Genomic DNA, 15041 nt, shown 5'->3' with positions numbered 1-15041 from the left:
GATGTCCGGATGTGAGGAATGCGAAAGAATCAGAAAGGGCGCAATGACAATCGCCGCTCCTTATGCATCGGCGGGAGCACGATTCCGCACAGGAGCGCTGTCACGGCCGCCTGCGCGAGGCATGGTCCGCCAATGCTGACCGTGCCGCCAATGGCTCCGGCAGGGGGCCACGCAAGCACGTCCCGGCGCCACCCAGGCCGCCGGGACGCGCCTGCCATACAGCCGCGTCAGCCTTCGCTGGTCCACTCCACCTGCGCGCCCAGGCTGCGCAGGTTCTCCACGAAGCGCGGATGGGCGCGGCGGATCGGCGTGGCATTGCGGATCTCGGAGCGGCCGTCGATGCTGGCGGCGACCATGAACAGGGCGATCGCCACGCGGATGATGTAGGGGCTCTCCACCACCGCCGGGGTGAGCGGGTTGCCGCCGAAGGTAATCAGGCGGTGAGGATCGGAGGAGAAGACATGGGCGCCGAACTTGGACAACTCGCCGGTCCAGCCCAGCGCGCCGTCGTAGACCTTGTTCCAGAACATCGCATTGCCCTGCGCACGCACGCCCAGGGCGATGAAGATCGGCAGCAGGTCGACCGGGAAATAGGGCCAGGGTGCGGCCTCGACCTTGGTCAGCACGTTGCTGGTGAAGGGCGTCTGCACCTGCAGCGGGCCCGAACGTGCCACGCGCGACCAGCCGTCCTCGTGCACGATGCCGATGCCGAACTTGGCGAAGGTGCGGTCGATCAGCGGGAAATTCTCCGGTGCGCTGTTGCGCACCACCACGTCGCCACCGGTGATGGCGCCCAGTGCCAGGAAGGTGGTGATCTCGTGGAAATCCTCGTCGAAGCGGAACTCGCCGCCGCCCAGCGGCTTGCCGCCATGCACCGTCAGGCGCGACGTGCCGATGCCCTCGATGTGTACGCCCAGCATGGTCATGAAGCGGCAGAACTCCTGCACATGCGGTTCGGAGGCGGCGTTGGTCAGCGTCGAGGTGCCGTGGGCCGCGGCCGCGCACAGCACGAAGTTTTCGGTGGTGGTGACCGAGGCGTAGTCGAGCCAGTGGTCGGTCGTGCGCAGGGCGCCTTCGCTGCGCACCAGCAGCGAGCCTTCGGCGCGCGTCACCTCGCCGCCGAACGAGCGGAAGATGTCGACGTGCGGGTCGATCTCGCGCACGCCGAGGGTGCAGCCCTTGACGTTGTCTTCCAGGCGCGCCACGCCGAAGCGGGCCAGCAGCGGCGGCACCAGCATGATCGACGAACGCATTTCCTCCGGCAGGCGGTGGCGCTGCGCGTCGAAGGTGGTGGCGCGGTGGTGCAGGTCCAGCGTGCCGGTCTCGCGGTCCCAATGGACGTCGCTGCCCAGCGTCGAGAAGATCTCCAGGATCTTGCGCACGTCCGTGATATCCGGCACGCCGTGCAAGCGTAGCGGCGCGTCGGTGAGCAGGGTGGCGCAAAGCACGGGGAGGACCGCGTTCTTGTTTGCCGAGGGGGTGATGCGGCCGCGGAGCGGGGCGCCGCCATGCACGATGAGATTGGACATGAGTCGGGGTGCGGGAAAACGGAGGGGCCGGTAACGGCGGGCCAATAAGGGCGGTCCGTATTGTACTGGGGACTGGCGGCCGCGTTTCCGAACCGAGAAGGCAAGCAGCGCGGCGGAGTGCGGGAACAGCCGCCTGGGGCGGCCAAGGTCTTGCCGGCGACACATTGTGCGGGTGCCTTGCCTGCCGCCTGCGGAAGTCTTTCGCTCGCGCGCGGCGCCGCCCATACTGAGACAAGAACGATGGCGGGAGAGGCTGAAATGGTCGAAGCAGCGTGGTGGCGGGGACGGGGCGTGCTCATCGTGGTGCCAGCCTGCCTGTATCTGGCGGGGGCAGTCCTGCTGGCGGCGGGCATCATCGGTGCAAGCCTGGTGGATGCGATGCCCTGGCACGAGACCAGCTGGCAACTGGCCGGCGCCATGCCGGACACCAAGCTCTACGAGACCCGTCTGGAAAGCATCGGCGGCCGGGCGACCTTCCTGGCCGCGGAACTGACGCGCTGGCTGGGGGGCTTCTGCCATGGCAGGCCGCTTGCGATCGGCTTGCTGGCGGTCTGCGCCGGACTGGCGCTGGCGTGCTTCCTCGCGGCGCATCACCTGGTCCAGGCGCAACGGACCGGCGCGCCGGCGGGGCGCCCCTGAGTGCTGCCGTTCGTCTGCCGTTCGTCGGCGCGGATGGCGCCGGCCGGCTTGATGCTTGTCAATTTCGCGCAAAGTCCGGCTGCTATCCTGCTCCGCAACAAAGGAGGGAGGAGGCCTGCATGCAAGAACGGACGCACCGCTACAAGGGGTTCACCATCCGGCTCGCCGTGCCTGACGCCATCGGCGTCGGAGACGGCCACGGCTGGGTGCGCATCACCGGCCCGGACGAGAGTGTCGGTGTGCGCTTCACGCCGGACTGGATGCAACTACCGATCACGATCCGAGAGATCGAAGCCTGCCTGCTGGCTTACGCGACGGGGCTGATCGACAGCGAACTCGCCGGCGGCTTCGGCGTCGACCTCGAAGTCGGCTAGCCAGGGCCGGGGCGCGCGCCGGCAACCTCGTCGAGGACGCGGGCCAGGCGGCAGACGGCGCTGTCCACGGCGTCTTCGGCCACGTTCGCGTAGCCGAAGACGAAGCCGTTGTATTGCGCCTGGGGCGTACCCGGCAACAGGTAGCGGCTGAGCGGGCGCAGCGCCAGCCCCCGTGCCGCCGCGGCGGCACTCACCGTGGTATCGGCCAGCGGCATCTCCAGGCGTGCGCTCAGGTGCATGCCGCCCGCGCTGGCGGAGACCGTCAAGCGCGTGCCCAGGTGGCGTGCCAGCGCGTCCTGCAGCGCATCGCGGCGCTGGGCGTAGAGGCGGCGCATGCGCCGCAGGTGGCTGGTGAATGCCCCGCTGTCTAGGAACTCGGCCAGAGCCAGCTGTTCGGCGACGTGCCCGCCCTGGGGGATGGCGCCGACGGTGCCGGCCAGCAGGGTGGCCAACTGTGGCGGCACCACCATGAAGCCGAGCCGCAGCGCCGGGAACAAGGTCTTGCTGAAGGTACCCAGGTAGATCACCGGCGCATCGGCCTCCAGGCCTTGCACGGCGGGGACCGGCATGCCGTCGCGGCGGAACTCGCTGTCGTAGTCGTCCTCGATGATCCAGGCACCGGCCGCGCGCGCCGCGGCGAGCAGCGCCAGCCGCCGCTCCAGGCTCAGCACCGAGCCGAGCGGATACTGGTGCGAGGGCGTGATGTAGACCAGTCGCGGGGGCACGCGCTGCCAATGTCCGGCCGGCGGCGCGAGCCCGTCGGCGTCCACCGGGATCGATTCCAGGCGCAGGCTGGCCGATCGGAAGGCGGCGTGCGCGCCCGGATAGCCGGGATCCTCCACCCAGGCGGTGTCGCCGGCATCGGCCAGCAGGCGCGCGCACAGGTCCAGTCCCGATTGCGTACCGGCGGTGACGAAGACCTGCGCGGCTTCGCAGCGTACCCCGCGTGCCACGCGCAGGTACTCGGCGATGGCGTGGCGCAGCGCCGGCTGGCCGGCGGCCTGGCCTTGGCCCAGGTGGCGTGCCGACAGGCTGCGCCAGGCGCGCTCGATCGAGCGGCGCCAGCGCGCCAGCGGAAAGGCGTCCAGGGCCGGCACGCCAGGCACGAAGGGCAGCATTTCCCCGCTGTGCGGGTCCTCGCGCCCGAGGCCCGCGGCACGGCGCGACAGGCCCGGCGCCGTCGCGGCGCGGTCCGCCGCCAGCAGATTCGCGAGGCGGCGCGACGACAGGCCAAGCCGGGCCACGGAGGTGCCATGGCGGTCGCCGGCGATGTAGCCCTCCGAGGCCAGCCGCTCGTAGGCGTACAGCACAGAGTTGCGCGCCATGCCCAGTTCGGCGGCGAGCACACGCGACGCGGTCAGGCGCGCGCCCGGCGCCAGGCGGCCGTCGAGGATGGCGGCGCGCAGGCTTTCGTACAGCCGCCGTTGCCCCGACATGCGCTCGGGGTGGCTGGCGTGGCTGGTGGCGAGCAACAGACCGTAGTCCATGCGGTGGCTCCAGGAAACTGCGGGTTCGTGGTTCTAGCAATGGTGCCACGCTCTCATTATTCTGGCGATCCGATTTCCTCTTCTCACCCTGAAGGCATCCGTATGGCATCCACCGCGTCGTCGCCCTCCGCCCTGAACCCGGCATCCGTTCCCGCCGCAGCCGAGGCGGCCCAGCCAGTCCGGCAGGCGCCGTCGGCGCGCACCCGCATCCGGCGCATGCCGGCGCGCGGCAGCTATGACACTGCCGAGCTGCATGCCATCCTGGATGACGCCTACCTGTGCCACGTCGCCTTTGCCGACGAAGCCGGCACGCATTGCATTCCCACCGCCTGCTGGCGCGAGGGCGACCATCTGTACATCCACGGCTCCAACGGCAGCCGCATGCTGAAGGTGGCCGCCGCCGGTACCCAGGTATGCGTCACCGTGACCCACCTGGACGGCCTGGTGCTGGCGCGCTCGGCTTTCCATCATTCGATGAACTACCGCTCGGCGGTGATCTACGGTGTGTTCGAAACCGTCGAGGAAGCGCACAAGGCCGCCGCGCTCGATGCCTTCGTCGAACATATCGCGCCGGGCCGCTCGCATGAGGTACGGCGCGGCGACCGCAACGAGCTTGGCGCCACCACGGTGCTGCGGCTGGCCCTGGACGAGTCGGTGACCAAGTGCCGCCGTGGCGGGCCCAAGGACGACGAGGCGGACATGGCAGTGCCGGCGTGGGCGGGCGTGCTGCCGATGGCGCTGCGCGGCGGCGCGCCGCAGCCCGATGGGGAGCAGGCCACGCTGCCTGCCTACGTGGGGCGCTGGGACGGGACGGTGGTGCCGGCGGGCAGAGCATCGCCGGACGGCACGGCCTGAGCGCTGGCGCGCGGGCCTCGCCGGCATTGAGATTTCGGTTGGCGGCGCCTATGCTCAGGAAGCGGCCGCGGCGGGCGAGAGACCTGCCTGTGCCGTCCATTCCGCGTCCGGGAGAATCGAGATGAGAGCCAAGCTTGCCGCTTTGCCGGCCGTCTGCGCCGCCGCCTGCCTGAGTCTTGCACAGCCGGTGCTGGCCGCCGGCCCCAAGGACAGTCCCAATCCCGCGGACCGCTACGACTACAACTTGCGCAGCGGCAAGGGCGGGCCTGACGGCTCCGGCGGAAAGTTCGACCCCTACACCCAAGGTGCTAACAGCAGCACCAAGTCATCGCTGGCCGATGCGTCGGCGCCGCAGGCGAAGAAGAAGGCGGGCACGAAGTCCCACGGCAAGAAGGGCGCCAGGCAGCCGGCCAAGGCAAGCGAGGCCGGCGCCAGCTGACGCACCAGCGGCGCCGCCGGCGCCCCCGGCGCCTCAGAGCGACGGGCGTTCGCCGATCGACAACTGCAGTTGCACGGCTGCCGCCGCGAGGTCGGCGCGTGCCTGCAGGTAGGCCTGGTAGGTGTCGTCGGCGGAGCGCTGCGCGTCCAGCACTTCCAACAGCGAGGCGGAACCGTGCCGGTAGGCGCGCCGTTTGCCGTCGAGCACGCGGTCGGCGTCCGGCAGCACTGACATGCGGTATTGTTCCGCGTTGTCGCGCGCGGCGAGGTAGGTGGCATGCGCGCTGCGCACCTCCGTCTGCGCGGTGAGCTCGGCGCCGCGCAGGTCCAGCATGGCCTGTGTGATGCGGGCCTCGGCCTGCTCCAGTTCACCGCGCTGCAGGCGCGAGAACGGCAGCGGAATCGAGACCGAGACGCTCAGCATGCGCGAGCGCGCCACGCCATCGCCCAGCGGCTGACCATCGTCTCCCAGCGTGCCGTTGACGCCGGGCGTCAGGTCGAGGCCGACGTGCACGCTCGGGTCGACCCAGCGGTTGGCGCGGGCCAGCGCCAGGTTGTCGTAGGCGTTCTCCAGCGCCGCGCGCGCGATGCGCACGGTATCGCGCCGTTCCAGGGCCTGTGCCAGCAGGGCATCGAGCGCCGGTGGCACGGGCGGCAGGTGCTCGCAGTCGAGCGCCATGTCGCCGAAGGCTTCGGCGGTGGGCTTGCCGAGCGGGATGGCCAGCCGGATCTGCGCGCTGCTGGCGGCGGCGCGCGCGCTCTTGACCTCGGCGGCGAAGCGGTCGCGCTCCACGCGCGATTGCGCCAGTTCGAGGCCGCCGACGTCGCCGGCGCGTTGGCGTACCGCATTGGCACGCGCGATTTCCGCCAGCGCCGCCAGCGAGGACTCCTGGCGCGCCAGCGCGGCGCGGCTGCGGCAGGCTTCCACGAAGGCCGCCGCGGCTTCGCTGTAGAGCCCGTTGCGGAAGCCTTCCACGCCGGCCTCGGTCAGGCGCAGGTTGGACCTGGCGGCCTGGATGCGGCGCGCGCGCTTACCGCCCAGTTCGATCGGCAGGTCCAGCCCCACCTCTTGGGTGCGGGGCGGCTTGGGCGATACGGCGCGGCTCATCTCGATATTGCTGACGCCGTAGGTGACGCTGGGATCGGGCCGTACGCCGGCGATGCTGATCTCCGCCTCGGCGCTGCGGATGGTCTGCTGCTGGGCGGCCAGGGCCGGATTGTGGCGCTCCACTGCGTCGAGGTACTCAGGGAAGCGCAGCCGGCCGGGACCGGGGGGCGCGACCGAAGGCGTCGGTGCGGACGCGGGCGCGTCGGCGGAGATCGGGCCTGCCGCTGCGGCGCTTGCCGCGCTGCTCACAGCGCCGGCCGCCGGCTGGGCGCCGGCATGGGCGGATGCGCTTGCCAGCCAGGCCAGCGCCAGCGTGGAAAAGGCGCTCGCCGCGCCGGCCAGCCGCCGCTGGGGCGGGAATGCAAGGAGTCGGGTCATCTGGGTTCCTCAGGCGCGTGGGGACGGGTCGGCGGCATGTCCGGCCGTGGGGTCCGGCGCCGCGGCCGCGGCGCGGCGTTCGGCGCGGGACTCGATCAGGAAGTAGAGCGCGGGCAGCAGTACCAGCGTCAGCAAGGTGGCGGTGCACAGCCCGCCCACCACCACCGTGGCGAGCGGGCGCTGCACATCGCTGCCCAGGCCGGTGGCCAGCATCGCCGGCGTCAGGCCGAGGGCGGCGACGGTGGCGGTCATCAGCACCGGGCGCATGCGGCTGGCCGCGCCTTCGAGCACGGCCGCGCGCAGCGTGGCGCCGCGCTGCGCGCGCAGCCGGTTGATCTGCGCGATCATCAGCACGCCATTGAGCACCGCCACGCCGAACAGGGCGATGAAGCCGACCGCGCTCGACACATTGAGCGTCATGCCGCGCAGCTGCAGCGCGGCGAGGCCGCCCAGCATGGCCAGCGGCACGGCCAGCAGCACCAGCGCCGGCTGACGCAGATTGCGGAATTCGGCGAACAGCAGCACGAACATCAGTGCGAGCGTCATCGGCAGGATCAGCGCGAGGCGTGCCTGCGCGCGGTTCAGGTTCTCGAACTGTCCACCCCATTCGATCTGCACGCGGCGGCCGTCGACCGGCACCGCCTGCGCGATCGCGGCCTGTGCCTCGCGCAGGAAGCCGGACAGGTCGCGCCCGCGTACATTGAGCCGCACGATGATGTGGCGCCGTCCCATTTCGCGCACGATCACGCTTTCGCCCGCGCTGGTGCGGATGGTGGCCACCTCGGCCAGCGGGATCTGGGCGCCGTTGGCGGCGCTGAGCATCAGCTCGCCGATGGCGTCCGGGCGGTTGCGTGCGGCGGACGGGAAACGCACCGTCATGTCATAGCTCTTCTCACCGACATAGAGTTGTCCGATGGGGGCGCCGCCGATGCCGGTGGAGACCAGCGTGGCCACGTCGGCGGCATTGATGCCGTGGCGGGCGGCCGCGGCGCGGTCCAGTTCGATCTTCAGGTTGGGCAGCGGCGGCTCGACATCGACGGCCACGTCGGCCGCGCCGTGCACGCCGCGCAGCGTGCCGGCCACGCGGCCCGCCACGCTGCGCGCCTCGGCGAGGTCGTCGGCGAAGACCTTGACGACCAGATCGCTGTGCGCGCCGGACAGCTTGTCCTGCACGCCGTCGATCATCGGCTGCATGAAGGCGACCGAGTAGCCGGGCATCTGCGCGTAGCGTGCCGCCAGGCGCCCGATCAGCTTCTGCTTGTCCATGCCGGCCGGCCACTCGCGATAGGGCTTCAGGCCGACGCTGGCTTCGATATGCGAGGGCGTCCAGTAGTCGGTGCCGTCATCGTTGCGGCCGGTCTGCGTGACCACGTAGGACACCTCGGGGAACTCGCGCGTGACGCGGCGCAGTTCGTCGGCCATCCCGGCCGCGCGTTCCAGCGTGATGCCGGGTGGCATCTGTACCTGCAGCCACAGCGAGCCTTCGTCGAGGTAGGGCAGGAAATCGCGGCCGGTGGTCAGTCCCAGTACGGCCAGTCCGGCCAGCGCGGCGGCACAGGCGGCCGCCACCCAGCGCCGGCCTCCGACGCTGCGCGCCAGGAAGGCCTGGTAGTGCCGGCCGAGCCAGTCGAGCACCGGATTGTGGAAGACCGGACGCGGCTTGCGGAAGGCCAGCCAGGCGAGGCCTGGGACCAGCGTCAGCGCGACCAGCAATGCTCCGCCCAGGGCGGCACCCACCGCGTAGGCCATGGGCGCGAACAGCTTGTACTCGATGCGCTCGAAGGAGAACAGCGGCAGGTAGGCGGCGACGATCACCAGCATGCCGAAGCACATCGGCCGCGCCACCTGCAGCGTGGCCGCAATGGCATCGGCGGGTGTCAGCGGCAGGTCCTGCTGGCGCTCGCGCCGGCGCAGCATGTTCTCCACCAGCACCACGGCGCCGTCGACCAGGATGCCGAAGTCGATCGCTCCCAGGCTGAGCAGGTTGGCCGGGATATGAAAGTGCCGCATGAAGATGAAGGCGATCAGCAGCGCCAGCGGGATCGTCAGTGCCACGATCAGCGCCGCGCGCGGGCTGCCCAGGCACAGCAGCAGGACCACGGCGACCAGCACCATGCCCTCGGTCAAGGTCATGCCGACCGTGCGCATGGTGGCCTCGATCAGGTGGCTGCGGTCGAGATAGGGCACCAGCTTGACATCGGGCGGCAGCAGCTTGCCGTTCAGGTCGGCCACGGCGGCGTGGATGCCGGCGAGCGCCTGGGCCGCGTTGTAGTCCTTGAGCAGCAGCACGATGCCGGAGACGGCATCTGCCTGCCCGTCCTTGCCGAGGATGCCGCGCCGCTCGACGTTGCCGTAGCGCAGCGTGCCGAGGTCCTTGACCAGCACCGGGGTGCCATCCTTGCTGGTGACCACCACGTTGCCCATGTCCTGCAGCGAGTGCAGCAGGCCGACGCCGCGCACCACGTAGGACTGTTCGCCGCGGTCCATCACGCCACCGCCGGCATTGGCATTGTTGGCGTTGAGTGCTTCGGTTACCTGCGCCAGGGTCAGGTGGTACTGGTTGAGCCTGGCCGGGTCCAGTTCGAGCAGGAACTGGGTGGTGAGGCCGCCGAAGTTGGTCACGTCGACCACGCCGGCCACCTTCTTCAAGCGCGGGATCACGGTCCAGGCCTGCAGGTCGGACAATTCGCGCAGGTCGCGCGTGGGCGATTCCAGCGTGTAGCGGTAGACCTCGCCAATGGGTGAGGTGTAGGGGTCGAGGCCGGGTTTGGCGTCGTAGGGCAGGTCCACTTCGGCCAGGCGTTCCTGCAGGCGCTGGCGTGCCCAGTAGCCTTCGGTGCCGTCCTCGAACACCACCGTGACCAGCGACAGCCCGAACAGGCTGCGCGTGCGCAGCACGTGCATGCCGGGCGTGGCCAGCAAGGCACGTTCGAGCGGAATGGTGATCTGCTGTTCGACCTCCTCGGCTGCCAGGCCGGGCACCTGGGTGACGATCTGTGAGGTCACGTCGGCGATGTCGGGGTAGGCTTCCACGGGGAGCTGGCGCCAGCTGGCCAGGCCGTACAGCGCGACCAGGGCGAACACCAGCCAGACGATGCCGCGGCGGTGGAAGCAGAGGGTGACGAGGCGGTCAATCATTGAGCAGCACTCCGTTCTTCACCACCACCCGCTCGCCGGCGCGCAGGCCGTCGAGCACCTCGGCCATGCCGTCGACCACGTCGCCGGTGCGCACTGTGCGTGCCGCGTAGCGGAACTCGCCGTGCTCGACCATCACCTTGGTGTAGAGGCCGTCCTGCAGCAGGGCCGACACGGGCACCACCAGGGTCTGGCGCGAACGGCCGCTGAAGGTCACGCGCGCAAACATGCCGGGGCGCAGGCGGCCGTCGCGGTTGGCCATGGCGACGCGGACCTTGACCGTGCGCGTGTCGGCGTCGAGGGTCTCGCCCACATAGCGCACTTCGCCGCTCGCCGGCTCGCCGGGGTAGGCATTGAGGTCGATGCGGGCGCGCTGGCCGACGAAGACGGCGGCGATGTCCTTCTCCGGCACGTTGGCGGCCAGGTAGACGGTGGACAGGTCGGCCACGGTCATCAGCGGCGCATTGGTGTCGTTCCAGTAGCCGCCCGGCGCGCCGTCCAGGGCGATCACGCGGCCGCTGATCGGGGCGCGTATCACGAGCTGGCGGCGTGCGCGCGGGTCGTTGCCGCTGCTGGCGCCGAGCTGGGCCAGGCGGGCCGCGGTGGCTTCGGCTTCGTGGCTGGCCTGGGCATGCGCCAGTTCGGCCTGCTCCAGGTCCTTGCGTGCGGCGATTTCCTCGGCATACAGCGTGCGCTGGCGTTCCAGCTCGAGCCGGGTTTCCTGCAGGGCGGCGCGCGCCTTGCCGGCCTCGGCCTGCGCGCTGCTCAGCTCGGCCGAGTCGAGGGTGACCAGCGGCTCGCCCTGGCGCACGGCGTCGCCGAGGCCGGCGTGCAGCTGCAGGATGCGGCCGGGCAGCGGCGGGGCGATGCGGACCAGGCGCGCGGGATCGGCTTCGATCACGCCCGGCACGGGGATCTGCCGCGCGATCTCCTGCGTGCGGACGGTGTCGACGACCAGCCGGCCGCGCAGCGGCGAGCCGGGCGGCAGGGTGATCTGGCTGCCTTCGAGGATCTTGTCGGTGGCGCTCCGGGACGGAGGTTCCGCTGTCTTGGCCTGGGCCGGGCCGGAGGGTTCGCAGGCGGCCAGCAGCCAGGGGGCGGTGCAGGCGGTGGCCAGGGCGAGCAGGCGCCGCCGGCGCAAGTTGGGGTACGGCATGGGTTCTCCTGGGCGCGGCGATCGAGCGCCGCCACGCATGTCGGGATGCGGTTCGGTGAAGTGGGGCGGCAGCGCGGGCAGGCGGCATCGAGGCCGCTTGGCGTGGCAGGGACGAGCGCAATCCCCAGCGGGCCGGCGGCCGCTGGCCGGACGGATCTCTGGAGGGAGCAGGCTGTGTCGTGCGAAGCGCTGCGCGCGGAGGGGCGCGGCGCCGAAGGGGCGGGGATTCCAGGCGGGCAGGCCCTGCGGGGCGGGGCGGGGCTGCGCTCAGGCGGGAATGGCCGTGCGGGTCCGGTGGGGCCGATCCGCCGGCATCAAGGCTCGGGACGGAGGATCAGGCGGGGCCGGGCGCGCCGCACCTTCGGCGCAAGGGATGGCAACTAGGGTCGGGGTCCATGGGGTCTCCTGGTGAGGCCAGCGTGGCGCCGGTGCGGATCAGTGCGTGGTGGCGGCCAGCGCGCGCGCGGGCTGCGGCACGGTTTCCCAGCGCACCGAGCGCACCAGCGGCGTGAAACCCAGCACCTGCACCAGCCGGACCATGGCGGCACGGGCGTCCTGGGGGCACTGCAGCAGTACGCGGACTTCGGTCAGCTCGCGCTGCGCGAGGCTGCGCGCGTGGAGGCTGCGCAGCGTCATCTGGTTGGCGTCGAGCTCGTCGAGGATCTGCTGTGCGATGCGGCGCTCGCCGGCGTCGCGGCACAGCACCACGACCTGGAACAGTTGCGACGCGGGCATCGCCGGCGGCGGGCAGGCGCCGGCGGCGGCCGCGGCCGTGGCGGCAGGGGTGGCGGGCATCAGCTTGTGGAGAAAGCGCATGGCGTGCTCCCTTTGTTGCAATCGGTAAGGCGGATAGCGCGGGCACGGCCCGGGCTGCTATGGCCTTTCGCTCCGGAGGGCGAGGCGCGGGATGCCGTCCGCTGGCCGCCGGGTCGCCGCGCGCTGGCAAGCGGCGACCGTGCGTTGCCATTGGCAACGCGGGACAGGCGCGTCGAGCCGGCCGTCAGGCTGGCGGACACACGGACGATGAGACGGTATTCGAGGCGAGGGGCCGGCCGGGAGGGCTGGCGGGAAGACACCGCTACCTGGAGGGATCAGGCGCGGAAGAGAGAAGAGATTCCGTACCTGTCAGGCAGCGATGCCGATGCGCGATCGACTACTGTCACTGGTTGCAGAGCCCACGGAAATTCCCTTGGATGAAAAGACGGGCGGAGTGTAAGAGTCATGAGGCGCCATGTCAACCCGAACGGGTCGCTTGGCGCATCTTGTTGCAATTGCCACGGCGCGCGCCGCCGCAGCGGCTGCGCGCGCCAGCGGTGCGGCGCCGTCAGGCGGCAGGCTTGGCGTTGTCCAGCGAGAACGGCGACAGCAGGCGCACCATCTGCGCGAAGGCCTTGGGGTTGCCGGCCAGCACTTCACCTTGTTCCATGTGGCGCGATTCGCCAGCGTAGTTGCCGACCAGGCCGCCGGCCTCGGTCACCAGCAGCATGCCCGCGGCCATGTCCCAGGGCTTCAGGCCGGTCTCGAAGAAGCCGTCGAGGCGGCCGCAGGCCACGTAGGCCAGGTCCAGCGCGGCCGCGCCCGGGCGGCGCAGGCCGGCGCAGCTGCGCGTCATCAGCGCGAAGATCTCCAGGTACTCGTCCAGGCCTTCCATGTCGCGGAAAGGGAAGCCGGTGCCGACCAGGCAGTCGGCCAGCTTGTCGCGGCGGGTCACGCGGATGCGGCGGTTGTTGAGGAAGGCGCCGGCGCCCTTGGTGGCGGTGAACAGCTCGTCGCGGGCAGGATCGTAGACCACGGCCTGGGCGGGCACGCCCTTGTGCAACTGGGCGATGGAAACGGCGTACTGCGGAAAGCCGTGGATGAAGTTGGTGGTGCCGTCGAGGGGATCGATGACCCAGGTGTATTCGCTGGTTTCCTCGCCGTCGGTCCAGGACTGGCCGGACTCTTCCGCTAGAATGGCGTGTTCCGGGTAGGCGGTGCGGATGACCTCGATGATCGCGGCCTCAGCCGCGCGGTCCACCTCGGTAACGAAATCGTTGTGCTGTTTGCGCGAGACACGCAGCAGGTCGACGTCCATCGACGCGCGGTTGATGATGGTACCTGCCTTGCGGGCCGCCTTGACGGCGATATTGAGCATCGGGTGCATGAATCTCTCCAAGCCGGCACGGACCGGGCGCGCGATGGCGCGCTGCACGGCTGGCGGCTGACAACACAACGGATTGTAGAAGAACGGTGGTGCGCCGCTTCCGGGTGCTGTAGAAAGCACAAGGCCGGGGCCACGCCCAAGAGGAATCGCACATTGTATAACAAGCCGGCAAATCAGACGAGCCAGACGGGGAGTCGCCTGGACCAGCCAAGTGGGCGCGCTACGGAGCAGGAAGGCTTCGCCCGGGTGCGTTTCGTCCTCGTCGAGACCAGCCACCCCGGCAACGTCGGCTCGGTGGCTCGCGCGCTCAAGACCATGGGGTTCGGCACGGTACCGGGCAGCCTGGTGCTGGTGCGTCCGCGCGAGCCCGGCGTGCGTGAGCATGCCGAGGCCGTGGCGATGGCCAGCGGCGCCGACGACGTGCTCGCCGGCGCCTGCCTCGTCGACGACGTCGAGCAGGCCCTGGCTGGCACCGCGCTGGCGGTGGCCATGACCGCGCGCCAGCGCGAATTCGGTCCGCCGCGGCTGCTGCCGCGCGCCGCGGTGGCGCAGGGGCGCCTCTGCCTGGACGCCGCCGCCGGCGCCTCGATCGCCTTCGTCTTCGGCAATGAGCGATTCGGCCTGCCCAACGAGGTGGTCGAGCGCTGCTCGGCCGTGACCCATATTCCCGCCAACCCCGCCTACGCTTCGCTCAACCTCGCCCAGGCGGTGCAGCTGGTGGCCTACGAGATGCGCCTGGCCCTGCTGGAGGGGGCGCCGGCGCCGGAGGCGGGGATCGGCTATGCTGGAGAGCCCGCCACCGCCGAGCAGGTCGAGGCCATGTTCGGGCACCTGCAGTCGGGCCTGGAAGCCATCGGTTTTCTCGATCCCGCGCACCCGCGCAAGCTCATGTCGCGGCTGCGCCGCCTGCTGGCCCGCACCGGGTTGGAGCGCGAGGAAGTCAACATCCTGCGCGGCGTCGCCAAGCATATGCTGCTGGCCGCGCAGGACGACCGGGGCGGCCGGGACGACCGCCCGGACGGCGGTACGGACGGGCAGGCAGGCTGACCATCGACAGGAGCGGCGAGCGGTGACGGAGATTCCGGCCTTCTACATGCGCAGCGGCGCCGGCAAGGGCGTGTTCTTGCTGGAGGACGACCTGCCCCAGGACGGCGCGGCGCGCGATGCCTTGCTGCTGCGCTTGCTGGCCGCACCGGGAGTCGCCGCGGGGGATGCCGACGGCCTCGAGGGCCGCGTGGCGCTGATGCGCGCCGCGCGCCGAGCCGGCTGCGACGTGGAGTGCCGCATCGGAGCGGTCGCCACCCAGGTGGCGCGCATGGACTGGTCGGGCGAGGACAGTGGCGAAGAAGCTGGCGGGCCCGCGGCCGAAATGCCGGCCGCGGCCGGAGCCTTTGCCATCTGGCGCGGTTTCGTGCCGGCGCGCGACGGCATCACCACGGTACGGATCTGGCTGCGCAACACCGGGCGCGTCGTGCTCGCGCACGTGCCTTGCACCAACGGCCATCCGCTCGAACCGTGCTCCGCACACGAGGGCGGGGGCGGGGACGGCGCGGCAGATCCTGCCGCCACGATCGAACTCGACTATTTTGCGCCGGCCGCACCGCCGCCCGCCGCGGCGGTGCGGCGTGTCACCGTGCGCTCCGGTGCCCGCCGCCTGCTCAGCGGGCTGGTGCACGTGCCGGAGCGATGTTGACGGTCCGGGCCCGGCGGCTTGCCGCCGGCAAAGTCCATGACGGCATCAGGGCAGCAAATCTCTTACACTCCTGATCCCGTTCCCACCGGCCAATGACCATGCCGGC

At 70.9% G+C, this 15041-nt stretch carries 13 protein-coding genes; 6 read left to right on the top strand and 7 right to left on the bottom strand.

What is annotated here, in order from left to right:
- Nucleotides 1-227: 227 nt before the first annotated feature.
- Nucleotides 228-1529, bottom strand: coding sequence for a UDP-N-acetylglucosamine 1-carboxyvinyltransferase (locus BKK79_RS03955; protein WP_071012170.1), 1302 nt, complete (start codon nucleotides 1527-1529; stop codon nucleotides 228-230).
- A gap of 258 nt (nucleotides 1530-1787) precedes the next feature.
- Here BKK79_RS03955 and BKK79_RS03950 point away from each other — a divergent pair, with 258 nt between their 5' ends.
- Both BKK79_RS03950 and BKK79_RS03945 read left to right on the top strand, forming a co-directional pair.
- On the top strand, nucleotides 1788-2168 hold the full coding sequence (locus BKK79_RS03950) for a hypothetical protein (protein ID WP_071037192.1): 381 nt from the start codon (nucleotides 1788-1790) through the stop codon (nucleotides 2166-2168).
- A 119-nt stretch (nucleotides 2169-2287) separates the two neighbouring features.
- Nucleotides 2288-2542, top strand: a complete 255-nt coding sequence (locus BKK79_RS03945) for a hypothetical protein (protein ID WP_071012172.1) — start codon at nucleotides 2288-2290, stop codon at nucleotides 2540-2542.
- Here the strand turns inward: BKK79_RS03945 and pdxR are convergent.
- Nucleotides 2539-4029: a MocR-like pyridoxine biosynthesis transcription factor PdxR gene (pdxR, locus tag BKK79_RS03940; RefSeq protein WP_071037190.1), complete on the bottom strand. Its 1491-nt coding sequence runs from the start codon at nucleotides 4027-4029 to the stop codon at nucleotides 2539-2541. The two genes, BKK79_RS03945 and pdxR, sit on opposite strands and share 4 nt — an antisense overlap.
- A gap of 102 nt (nucleotides 4030-4131) precedes the next feature.
- Between pdxR and BKK79_RS03935 the strand changes: the two genes are divergently transcribed.
- A complete protein-coding gene (locus tag BKK79_RS03935; RefSeq protein WP_071037188.1) occupies nucleotides 4132-4884 on the top strand; it encodes a pyridoxamine 5'-phosphate oxidase family protein in 753 nt (250 codons plus the stop codon).
- A 121-nt stretch (nucleotides 4885-5005) separates the two neighbouring features.
- The gene (locus BKK79_RS03930) at nucleotides 5006-5323 is read left to right on the top strand and encodes a hypothetical protein (protein ID WP_071012177.1); all 318 of its coding nucleotides are present in this window, start codon (nucleotides 5006-5008) and stop codon (nucleotides 5321-5323) included.
- Nucleotides 5324-5356: 33 nt separating this feature from the next.
- Here BKK79_RS03930 and BKK79_RS03925 read toward each other — a convergent pair whose 3' ends face one another.
- The 5 genes from BKK79_RS03925 to BKK79_RS03905 all read right to left on the bottom strand — a co-directional run bounded on the left by BKK79_RS03925 (nucleotide 5357) and on the right by BKK79_RS03905 (nucleotide 13242).
- Nucleotides 5357-6808, bottom strand: a complete 1452-nt coding sequence (locus BKK79_RS03925) for a TolC family protein (RefSeq protein ID WP_083384021.1) — start codon at nucleotides 6806-6808, stop codon at nucleotides 5357-5359.
- Between the two features lie 9 nt (nucleotides 6809-6817).
- On the bottom strand, nucleotides 6818-9946 hold the full coding sequence (locus tag BKK79_RS03920; protein ID WP_071037186.1) for an efflux RND transporter permease subunit: 3129 nt from the start codon (nucleotides 9944-9946) through the stop codon (nucleotides 6818-6820).
- Entirely contained in the window at nucleotides 9939-11099 is a 1161-nt protein-coding gene (locus tag BKK79_RS03915; protein WP_071037185.1) for an efflux RND transporter periplasmic adaptor subunit, read from the bottom strand. The genes BKK79_RS03920 and BKK79_RS03915 overlap by 8 nt, the downstream gene beginning before the upstream one ends.
- A 435-nt stretch (nucleotides 11100-11534) precedes the next feature.
- Nucleotides 11535-11915, bottom strand: coding sequence for a hypothetical protein (locus BKK79_RS03910; protein ID WP_071012185.1), 381 nt, complete (start codon nucleotides 11913-11915; stop codon nucleotides 11535-11537).
- A 508-nt stretch (nucleotides 11916-12423) separates the two neighbouring features.
- Entirely contained in the window at nucleotides 12424-13242 is an 819-nt protein-coding gene (locus BKK79_RS03905) for an inositol monophosphatase family protein (protein WP_071012187.1), read from the bottom strand.
- Nucleotides 13243-13395: 153 nt separating this feature from the next.
- Between BKK79_RS03905 and BKK79_RS03900 the strand changes: the two genes are divergently transcribed.
- Both BKK79_RS03900 and BKK79_RS03895 read left to right on the top strand, forming a co-directional pair.
- A complete protein-coding gene (locus tag BKK79_RS03900) occupies nucleotides 13396-14289 on the top strand; it encodes an RNA methyltransferase (protein ID WP_071012188.1) in 894 nt (297 codons plus the stop codon).
- A 22-nt stretch (nucleotides 14290-14311) separates the two neighbouring features.
- On the top strand, nucleotides 14312-14935 hold the full coding sequence (locus BKK79_RS03895; protein WP_071037184.1) for a PrpF domain-containing protein: 624 nt from the start codon (nucleotides 14312-14314) through the stop codon (nucleotides 14933-14935).
- Nucleotides 14936-15041 lie beyond the last annotated feature (106 nt).

The sequence above is a fragment of the Cupriavidus sp. USMAA2-4 genome (genome assembly GCF_001854305.1).
In the GTDB taxonomy this organism is placed as follows: Bacteria; Pseudomonadota; Gammaproteobacteria; order Burkholderiales; family Burkholderiaceae; genus Cupriavidus; species Cupriavidus malaysiensis.
Note: the sequence above shows the minus strand (reverse complement) of the source record. Positions and strands in the feature narration are given on the sequence as shown.